A 7,694-nucleotide genomic window follows, 5' to 3' on the forward strand; every position below is an offset into this window, starting at 1 on the left:
ATCCAATGCGACGACACTCGTTGTGTCATGACCGATTGCACAGGCGAGTCGTGTGCGAGCGATGATGTGTGAGGGCAGGGCATACGAGAGACTCCTGGGAACGATGGGCCGGCTGAAGAGGTCCTAGTCGCGTGGTGAGAAGACATGAAGACAATCTAGGTGGCGCAAGGCCAAACGTCGACGTCACATTCGGGCCAAGATCTTTCATTGCGGAGCACACGTGACCTCACCTGCGTTTCCATCGCGATTGCCGGTGCATCCGCATCAACTCGAGGTGCAGGAGTTCGATGCGTATGCATTGATCGTCGACCTGCGCGATCGCGACGCGTATGCCGAGGACCACGTGCCGGGTGCGATGTCGGTGCCATGGACCACCGGGACGTCTCGCGAGATGCCGCTGGCGGCTGCTGAAGCACCCGTCGATGTGCCGTATGGGCTCGCTGCGTTGATCGAACCGTTGCCTGTCGATGCCGTGCTGTTGCTGTACTGCGGCCGCGGAGGGCTCGACAGCAGTGCGCTGGCTGCCTCTTTGCGCACACGTGGACTGGACGTCGACGTGCTGCCCGGTGGCTGGGTCAACTACCGGAGGTGGGTGAAGGCCGGGCTCGAGATCCTGTCGCAGGCGCTGGACTTGCGGTGGGTGCGTGCGGCACCGGGCGGTGTCTCGCAGGCCGTGGTGGCCGCGCTGGGGGCGCTGGGCGAGCAGGTGTTGCGTGTCTCGAATCTGCTGGGGCAACGTGGCATGCCCGGGCTGTCGTTGCCCGGCGAGGCATCACCCAGTGCCGCCTGGTTGGAAAGCCTGCTGGTCGATCGGTTGAGGCATTGCGATCCGTCGCGTGCGGTGTGGGTCGACGAGGTGCTGCCGATCGGCGAGCAGCCGGCGTTGCCGCCAGTGCTGCATGCAGCACTGGCACGTCGTCCTGCGGTGTTGGTGGATGTACCCAGGCTTGCGCGGGCCGAGCTGCTGGCAAAGCACTTGGCTTCGGCGGGCGTGCCGGATGCGGTGCTACAGGACGTCTTGCGGCGAGGTGGTGCGATGGTGCCGGCGGGTGAGGTTTCCGATGAGGCGTCGACCGACACCGTCGGTGCGTTGCTGGACTATGGCGATCGCTGCCATGCGCTGTTGTCGCCGGTGGATGCGGCAGGGCGGTCCGTCGTCTGGCCGCTGGCGTCGCTGCTGGAAGCCGACCTTCGAGCACTGGGCGAGCGGCTGATCGCGGCTGGCGCTAGATGAGGTTGTAGAGCTCGGCGAAGCGGACGGCGTCGCGGCGGTTGGCAACACCGATCTTGTGGTGGAGCCGGCTGAACTGCACGTCGATGGTCCGGGCCGGCATGTCGAGCAGCTGGCTCATCTGCTTGCTGCTGTAGCCGAGCTGCTCGTAGCGCAGCAGCTGGATCTCCATGGGGGTCAGGCGCAGGCGGCTGGCCAGCTGATCACGCAGCAGGCGCTGCACCTGGTCGCTGAGTTGCATCGCGAGGCTGCGCGCCAGGTGGCGTAGTGGCGTGTTGCCTGGATCGTCGAAATAGCCCGGTTGACGTGAGCCAATGCACAACACTCCGACGCGGGACTGCGCCGCGGCGGTCGGAGCTGGGACCACCAGCGCCGAGATGAAGCCGACGTCGCGGGCTGATGCGATCATGGCCCGTTCACGGTCGTTGAGCAGCGGCAGTTGGTCAGCCAGCACCATCTCGGTGTTGTAGAGCGCGTACCGCACGCACGGATCTTCGTTGTCGAAGCAGCAGCGGGCATAGTTGGTCGCCCAGGTCGGGTCGCAGGCGACGACATAGCGGTAGGACTGCCGGGTGGCGTCTTCGCGGATGAAGCTGATGAACAGCGCCACGTCGGCGCCCATCGCGTGTACCGCCCGTGCCAGTGGCGCGGCGGACCTCTCGCCGACCTCGTCGAGTTGATCGATCGCGTGGAGGATGGCTTCGGTGTTGGGCGGAGACGGTTCAACCGACCGCATCGAAGTGCTCCTCACCGTACTGGCGCAGCTGCCGGTGCAGTTCGGGGGCGGCCTCGCGCAGGATGTCGGCATCACACCAGGCCTTGTAGTCCGTGGCGCTGTTGAAGGCCAGGTAGAGCTCGGTCAGCGTGTTGTCACGGCACTCGCAGCGTTGTACGGCGACACCGTCAGCGGAATACCTGAGCACGCAGGAGATGCTGCTGTCGTCTGAACTCAGGACGGTGGCGTCGAGCGTGCGGGCCGGGGCCCAGCGCTTGGGGCGTCGCTGGTGCCGGATACGAGCCTTGGGGCCCAGCGGGCGTGCGGGCTGCGCCGCGTGATCGCGGCGCGAGCAGGTGGGTGGCTCTGGCGATGCAGTGCCGTGGCCTGCGATGGATGGTGGTGCGTCTGCCATGTCGTGGTACTCCCTGCGCTTGCGTCAAACAATAAGGAGTGAAGCGCGGCGTGTGACGCCGCGCTTACCAAGAGTTGCCATCCGAGTCGAGCGTTGGCGACGGGCACTGCCTAAGGTTCTCTTGAAGGCATGCGCTGCGTGCCGAACCGTGGGAGGTGCCATGTGGGTCGTGATCCAGCGACAACCGAAACCCGATGCCTCCGTGTGGCCGGGCCGCACGGCGTTGGCCGCCATCGATGCGCTGGCCTGGCCGCTGGCATGGTGCTGGGTCATCACCACTGCATCGGTCAATATCGGCATCACGGGACGGCTGTTCATGGCCGTGTGCCTGGTGGCCGCAGGGTCGCGCCTGCGCCGGGCGCTGATGCACAACCACCGGTACACCTTCACGACCTGGCGCTGGGGCCGCTGGCTCGGCCTGCTCCTGACGCTGGGCCTTGCGCTGAAGTTGGTCGTGTGGCTCATGGGACGGTGAAGGTCGAGTGGTGGCTACGGGGCGGCAACCGGGCGCGATTCGTTCCATCGGCTGACGTCGATGCTGCGCCAGCCGATGGCGCGCCGCGAGATGCGCACCGGCCGAGGGAACTCCTGGGACGCCATGAGCCGATAGATCGTCGACCGGCCGAGGCCGGTGAGCTGCATGACGGTGGGCAGCCTCAGCAGCGGGGAGGGCGTTTCGTGGGTGCCGTCGCTTGTTTGCTGGTGGCGCGCGTGCTGTTCGGTGTGGGACTGCATTGGGACCTCGCGATTCAATGGTGTTGCATGGGGTGCCATTGAATCTAGGCGTTGTTATCACGAATGTCGCTGCAGCATTAGGGCCAGAATCTTGCATTGACAGCGCATGCGCAGCCTGCTTGCATTTACGTCCGGAGGGAGAAGCTGCGCACGGAGCAAATGTTGTTCCCTATGCGACCCGTCCGAGAGAGAGGGCCGCCCATTGGCCTCTCGGGGCCTAAGACCTCTTTCTGTGCGACGCGGACCCGGCGCCAGAAGAGTCCGGAGTCACGGGTCCATCAACCTGGGGATGGCAGGCTAACCATTGGCGTTCTAGGGTTCTGCTCGTACTGACGAGAGAAGCACATGGCCCTGTCGATGCTAAGCGATCCAGAACCTCGAGCGGCGGATCACGGACGAGAGGGAGCGCACCCGTCCTTGCGGCCTCGACTCTCACGCACACCACTTGCGATGCAGATGGTGCTCACAGCGCTCATCATCATCTTCGCGGTGCTCTTCAACTACTACTTTCCAATCGTCGGAAAGCGAATGATCGAGGGGTACATGATCGGACCACTTCCCGTAACGGTAGTCGAATCCGACAAGGTGACAGTTCAGATTTCATTGAATCCGGGCGAGCAGACACGGCTACTCAGCCAGCTGCAAGAACTGCGAGGCCGAGCGAAGCATCACTTTCAAACGATGATCTTCATTTATTCGGTGTACTACATGGTGATCTCGCTCACGCTCTTGTCCGGTGTTATCGCGGCCGTGTGCCTGTTTCTCATCACCAGAGTGGGTTGGCCAAATTCGTCTTTGACAGTCCGAAACTTGTTCCTGTCGTTCACTGCCGTTGCTGCGATCACCAGCGCTTATCCTGCGGCGTTCAGTCACCAAGACAACATTGCCCAGAACAAGTCACGGTATCTACAGTACAGCGCGCTGATACGCGAGGTGCAGACCTACCTTGCAACCGGTCGCCACCAACGAGGTTCCGTTTCTGACGCCGGCGGATTCGTTCTGCACGTGGACAGCGAGATTTAGAGAATTGACGACTTTACGCTGCTTATGGATCTGGGTAAGTTGCCACGACCGCAAGTCGACATGAAGCCATAAGCAGAGGCATCCAGTAAGCGCGTGTTGTCCTTCCATATCGCCCCGGTGGGAAGAGTACCCACCGGCTGGCCTGGGCTGCTCGGCATCCTCAGTGTCTGCGACGCGGGGGCACCTCCTGGTTTGAATGACGGCAGCCGCGTTGCGACAGCCTCGTGAGCTCGGATGAATGCGGTCGCCCTTTGGGGAGTTTTGTCTGGCAAAACTTGACGATGTGCGATAGCGTGCCGAGCTTCAGAATCGCCCGGTGCGCGCAGGGATCGCGCTTCTGCCTGATCCGGCCAGCGGCGGAGACCGCTCCGACGGGCACTTCGAGGACGCCGGCAGCGCAAGGCAGGCGACCGATGGGCGTATCAGTCAAGGAGGGAACCATGAAGCTCACTAGCGACCTGTTGGACTCTGCCGAAGTCACGTTCGGAAGTATCACGGACATCCTCAATCTCAAGGCTGACAACGCCAAACGCACGGCAGTCGAACTCGATGGCTCCGCGCACGCCAACCGTCGCAAGGCGATGATCGCCCGCACGACGATTGACGCGGTCGAGAACGCCAACGAGCGCTACTTCGAGGGCGACGACCTCTTGCCCATCAACTACCTTGCGCTGGGTCTGGCCAAAGCGCGCTCGGTGGGGATGGTGTCGTACTTTGACAGGCGGGACCGGAGAATCTACAAGGCCACCGGATTCTTGGTGTCGCCGGACCTGCTGCTCACGAACCATCACGTCTTTCCTGCGGCTGACCTGGCGGACTTTCAAGGCAAGTTCGAGGACTGCGTCGTCCAGTTTGGGTTCGAGTTCGGCCTGGACGGCAAGCCTCAGGAGCCCGTGGTTTTCGACCTGGATCCTCAGGCCTTCTTCTATACATTCGAGGGCCTGGACTTGGCGGTCGTTGCCGTCAAAGCGCTAGATCGTTCGGGTTCGATCAAGCTGTCCGCGCAAGGCTATTTGGTGCTCAACGGCGAAGTCGGGAAGGCCGGCGAAAGCGAGTTTGCCTCGGTCATCCAGCATGCCGAGGGAAAGGAGAAGCAGGTTGCGTTGCGCGACAACGAGATCCTTAAGTACCGGGCCAGCGACACAATGCTCTTCTACAAGAGCGACACCGAGCTGGGCAGCAGCGGATCTCCCGTCTTCAACGATGACTGGCAGGTAATCGCGCTGCACAGCGCTGGAGTGGCCAAGAAGAATGCCGCGGGCCAGTACCTGGATGAGGACGACAACATCATCCCGGTGGTCAACGGAACGGTCGACGGCACGCGCATCGTCTGGGAGTGCAACCGCGGCTTCCGGGTGAGTTCCCTCGTTAAGCACTTGAGGGACGACGCGCCTGCTGCCGTACGGCAGAGCAGATTCATCCAGCCCCTATTCGGCCCGGGCTACAGCGACGCCCGTGACTTGGCCTTCCTCTCCTTGCCGCGCCCTGAGCTCGCAGTAGTGGTGCCGGCCGAGAAGGTCTCCGATGTGGCCGCCTTCGCCGCGCCGGTCGCCGCGCCCGAGCGTCGTGTGATCAACATCCACATCGCGGTTGACGGCGCGGGCGCCGTGAGCGCGGCCAGAGTGCCTGCACGGGTCGAGCTAGAGTTTGAGAAGAAGTACGAGGACGAGATGGACTTCTCAGCCTGCGATGGATACCAGCAGGACTTCATGAGCGGCGTTCGCATTCCGATGCCGGTTCCGAACGACGACCTGCGCGAGATGCTGGCGTTTCGGATCGATCGGCCTTCTTCATACTTGCTGAAGTACCACCACTACAGCACCATCCACCACGCCGTGCGGCGTGTGCCGGTTGTCAGCGCGATCAACGTCACGGGCAAGCGCCGCTACCCTGAGTTGAGCGGTCGCAACGACAAGTGGTTCCGGGACAACCGCATCGATTACGACGTTCAGCTCGACGACGCCTGGTACAGGTACAGCGGCTTCGACAAGGGCCACCTCAGTCGGCGCGAGGATGCGGAGTGGGGCGAGTCCATGGGGAAGGCCTTGCTCGCAGCGGACATGACTTGCGCCTATACGAATGCTGTGCCGCAGGTGCCGGGCCTGAACCGTGCGAAGTATGGGTACCACGGCCTTTGGGGGAAGCTAGAAGACAAGCTCCTCGAGCAGGGTGTGGCGCTTGAGCCGGGCAAGGCCAACCGGATCTGCCTTTTCGCCGGGCCGATCTTCGACTCTCAGGACCGTCCCTTTAAGGGAGTGCAGGTCGCATTGAGCTTCTACAAGGTGGTGGTCTGGTTCGATGCGACTGGTGCTCTGCGCACAACCTGCTTCGTCCTGGACCAGAAGCGCTTGGTAGGCGACATCGAGTTCGAGGCCCTGCACTTCGACGAGGTCTTCCACTCCAAGCAGAAGTCCCTGCAGCTCATAGAAGAGAAGACGGGACTGAAGTTCGCGGCGGTGATGCACGACTGTGACACGTTCGACGGCGACGAGACCACCGATGGGGAAGAGGTCCTGGAGCGCATCGTGGCAGACCCCCCTGGCGCCAGCCGACGCTCAGGCAGTCTACCGCCGGAGCCTCTGTCCACGCCCAGCTCCTTTCGGCATCCGAACGACTAGGAGGTGTGACATGCAGGAGCCCAACAAGTCGACATCGTGGCTAGCGGGCGTGTCAACGGTCGTTCGCATCGCAGGTTCATTGCTGACCATTGCGCTCACTTACGCGAACCACATCACCAAGACGTCGATCGAGGCAACGCCAGAGGGGAGGCTTTCCGCATTACGTCGCTAAAGCTCTTCTTCGCGTCGTCTTCCTGAAGATATTCAATGTGACCGAGCGAGAGCAGCGAACAACCCAGATCTGCACGTCAGGGCGCAAGGCGTCGTCACGTCAGGGCTGGTCAAGCGCAGCAACGTCGCGTGCGTCAATAGATGAAAAGCAGGTCGCACTTCACCATTAGCCGCTTGCGCTCCGCGTCCTTCGGAATGAAGGCCGCCTCGATGTTCGTCGGAACCGGGATGAAGATTCGGTTGTTCAAGACCAGCGTCGAGGTCGGGAAGGCCCCGCCGCCTGAATTCGGGGCGACCAGTTCCTCAGCTTGAACGTCGTAGTACAGCCCGAACCCGGCGGAGTGGTGCTCGAAGACAAACAACGCCCGCTGGCCGCCCCACACCACGGAGGTGCGGTGAGGCTGGAGGAAGAAGTCACCTCTGTCCTCCATCACCCGATCACTTACTGCGAGGAAGCATCGGTAGCCATTGAGGGCGGGCTCCGAGGGAGGGATGACGAGGAGTTTCCGCTCCGTGCTGACATCTTGCCTCTGGATTGGAGGCCTCGCCGAGTTCTTGTCTTCGCTTTCGGTCTCTGACGCTTCGAGAGTCAGGGCGGCCGCGTTGTCGACTACGTCCGGCACCACCGAGCGCACGGTTGCCGTGGCGTCTGGCTCGATGAACGTAAGCGTCCGGGCATCCCGTGGATCGGACGCAGGATCAGGTCAGCGAGCTGCGTCCGTCGTTGACTTCGTCGATGAACACATCTTCTGACCAGGCGAGGCCGATCGCCTTGTCCAAGCGCTT

The 7,694-nt window shown here is 62.6% G+C and carries 8 protein-coding genes; 4 read left to right on the forward strand and 4 right to left on the reverse strand.

The window, feature by feature from the left end; translation table 11 throughout:
* Positions 1–220 precede the first annotated feature (220 nt).
* The gene (locus E8D38_RS25185) at positions 221–1,234 is read left to right on the forward strand and encodes a rhodanese-like domain-containing protein (RefSeq protein WP_181179415.1); all 1,014 of its coding nucleotides are present in this window, start codon (positions 221–223) and stop codon (positions 1,232–1,234) included.
* Here E8D38_RS25185 and E8D38_RS25190 read toward each other — a convergent pair.
* On the reverse strand, positions 1,227–1,967 hold the full coding sequence (locus tag E8D38_RS25190; RefSeq protein WP_181179417.1) for a helix-turn-helix transcriptional regulator: 741 nt from the start codon (positions 1,965–1,967) through the stop codon (positions 1,227–1,229). The two genes, E8D38_RS25185 and E8D38_RS25190, sit on opposite strands and share 8 nt — an antisense overlap.
* Complete coding sequence (locus E8D38_RS25195) at positions 1,954–2,361, reverse strand: hypothetical protein (RefSeq protein WP_140636895.1); 408 nt, start codon at positions 2,359–2,361, stop codon at positions 1,954–1,956. Before E8D38_RS25195 ends, E8D38_RS25190 begins: the two co-directional genes overlap by 14 nt.
* Positions 2,362–2,521: 160 nt before the next feature.
* Here E8D38_RS25195 and E8D38_RS25200 point away from each other — a divergent pair, with 160 nt between their 5' ends.
* Complete coding sequence (locus tag E8D38_RS25200) at positions 2,522–2,836, forward strand: hypothetical protein (protein ID WP_140636897.1); 315 nt, start codon at positions 2,522–2,524, stop codon at positions 2,834–2,836.
* Positions 2,837–2,850: 14 nt separating this feature from the next.
* Here the strand turns inward: E8D38_RS25200 and E8D38_RS25205 are convergent, their stop codons facing one another.
* Positions 2,851–3,096 (reverse strand): helix-turn-helix transcriptional regulator, encoded by a 246-nt coding sequence (locus E8D38_RS25205; protein ID WP_140636900.1) that lies wholly within the window; start codon positions 3,094–3,096, stop codon positions 2,851–2,853.
* 345 nt (positions 3,097–3,441) lie between these two features.
* On the opposite strand from E8D38_RS25205, the gene E8D38_RS25210 reads away from it, so the two are divergent.
* Positions 3,442–4,119 carry a hypothetical protein gene (locus E8D38_RS25210; protein WP_140636902.1) on the forward strand — a complete coding sequence of 226 codons (678 nt, stop codon included), beginning with the start codon at positions 3,442–3,444 and terminating at the stop codon, positions 4,117–4,119.
* Positions 4,120–4,559: 440 nt separating this feature from the next.
* On the forward strand, positions 4,560–6,737 hold the full coding sequence (locus tag E8D38_RS25215; RefSeq protein ID WP_181179419.1) for a DNA/RNA non-specific endonuclease: 2,178 nt from the start codon (positions 4,560–4,562) through the stop codon (positions 6,735–6,737).
* Positions 6,738–7,042: 305 nt separating this feature from the next.
* On the opposite strand, the gene E8D38_RS25220 is transcribed toward E8D38_RS25215, so the two are convergent.
* The gene (locus E8D38_RS25220; RefSeq protein ID WP_181179420.1) at positions 7,043–7,534 is read right to left on the reverse strand and encodes a hypothetical protein; all 492 of its coding nucleotides are present in this window, start codon (positions 7,532–7,534) and stop codon (positions 7,043–7,045) included.
* Positions 7,535–7,694: the final 160 nt, after the last annotated feature.

The sequence above is a fragment of the Methylibium rhizosphaerae genome, from assembly GCF_006386545.1.
Classification (GTDB): Bacteria; Pseudomonadota; Gammaproteobacteria; order Burkholderiales; family Burkholderiaceae_C; genus Pseudorivibacter; species Pseudorivibacter rhizosphaerae.

What these genes read in the sequence shown, in the direction of transcription:
- E8D38_RS25190 (WP_181179417.1), bottom strand. Translation starts at nt 1,967, where the DNA reads ATGCGGTCGGTTGAACCGTCTCCGCCCAACACCGAAGCCATCCTCCAC.
- E8D38_RS25195 (WP_140636895.1), bottom strand. Translation starts at nt 2,361, where the DNA reads ATGGCAGACGCACCACCATCCATCGCAGGCCACGGCACTGCATCGCCA.
- E8D38_RS25200 (WP_140636897.1), top strand. Translation starts at nt 2,522, where the DNA reads ATGTGGGTCGTGATCCAGCGACAACCGAAACCCGATGCCTCCGTGTGG.
- E8D38_RS25205 (WP_140636900.1), bottom strand. Translation starts at nt 3,096, where the DNA reads ATGCAGTCCCACACCGAACAGCACGCGCGCCACCAGCAAACAAGCGAC.
- E8D38_RS25210 (WP_140636902.1), top strand. Translation starts at nt 3,442, where the DNA reads ATGGCCCTGTCGATGCTAAGCGATCCAGAACCTCGAGCGGCGGATCAC.
- E8D38_RS25215 (WP_181179419.1), top strand. Translation starts at nt 4,560, where the DNA reads ATGAAGCTCACTAGCGACCTGTTGGACTCTGCCGAAGTCACGTTCGGA.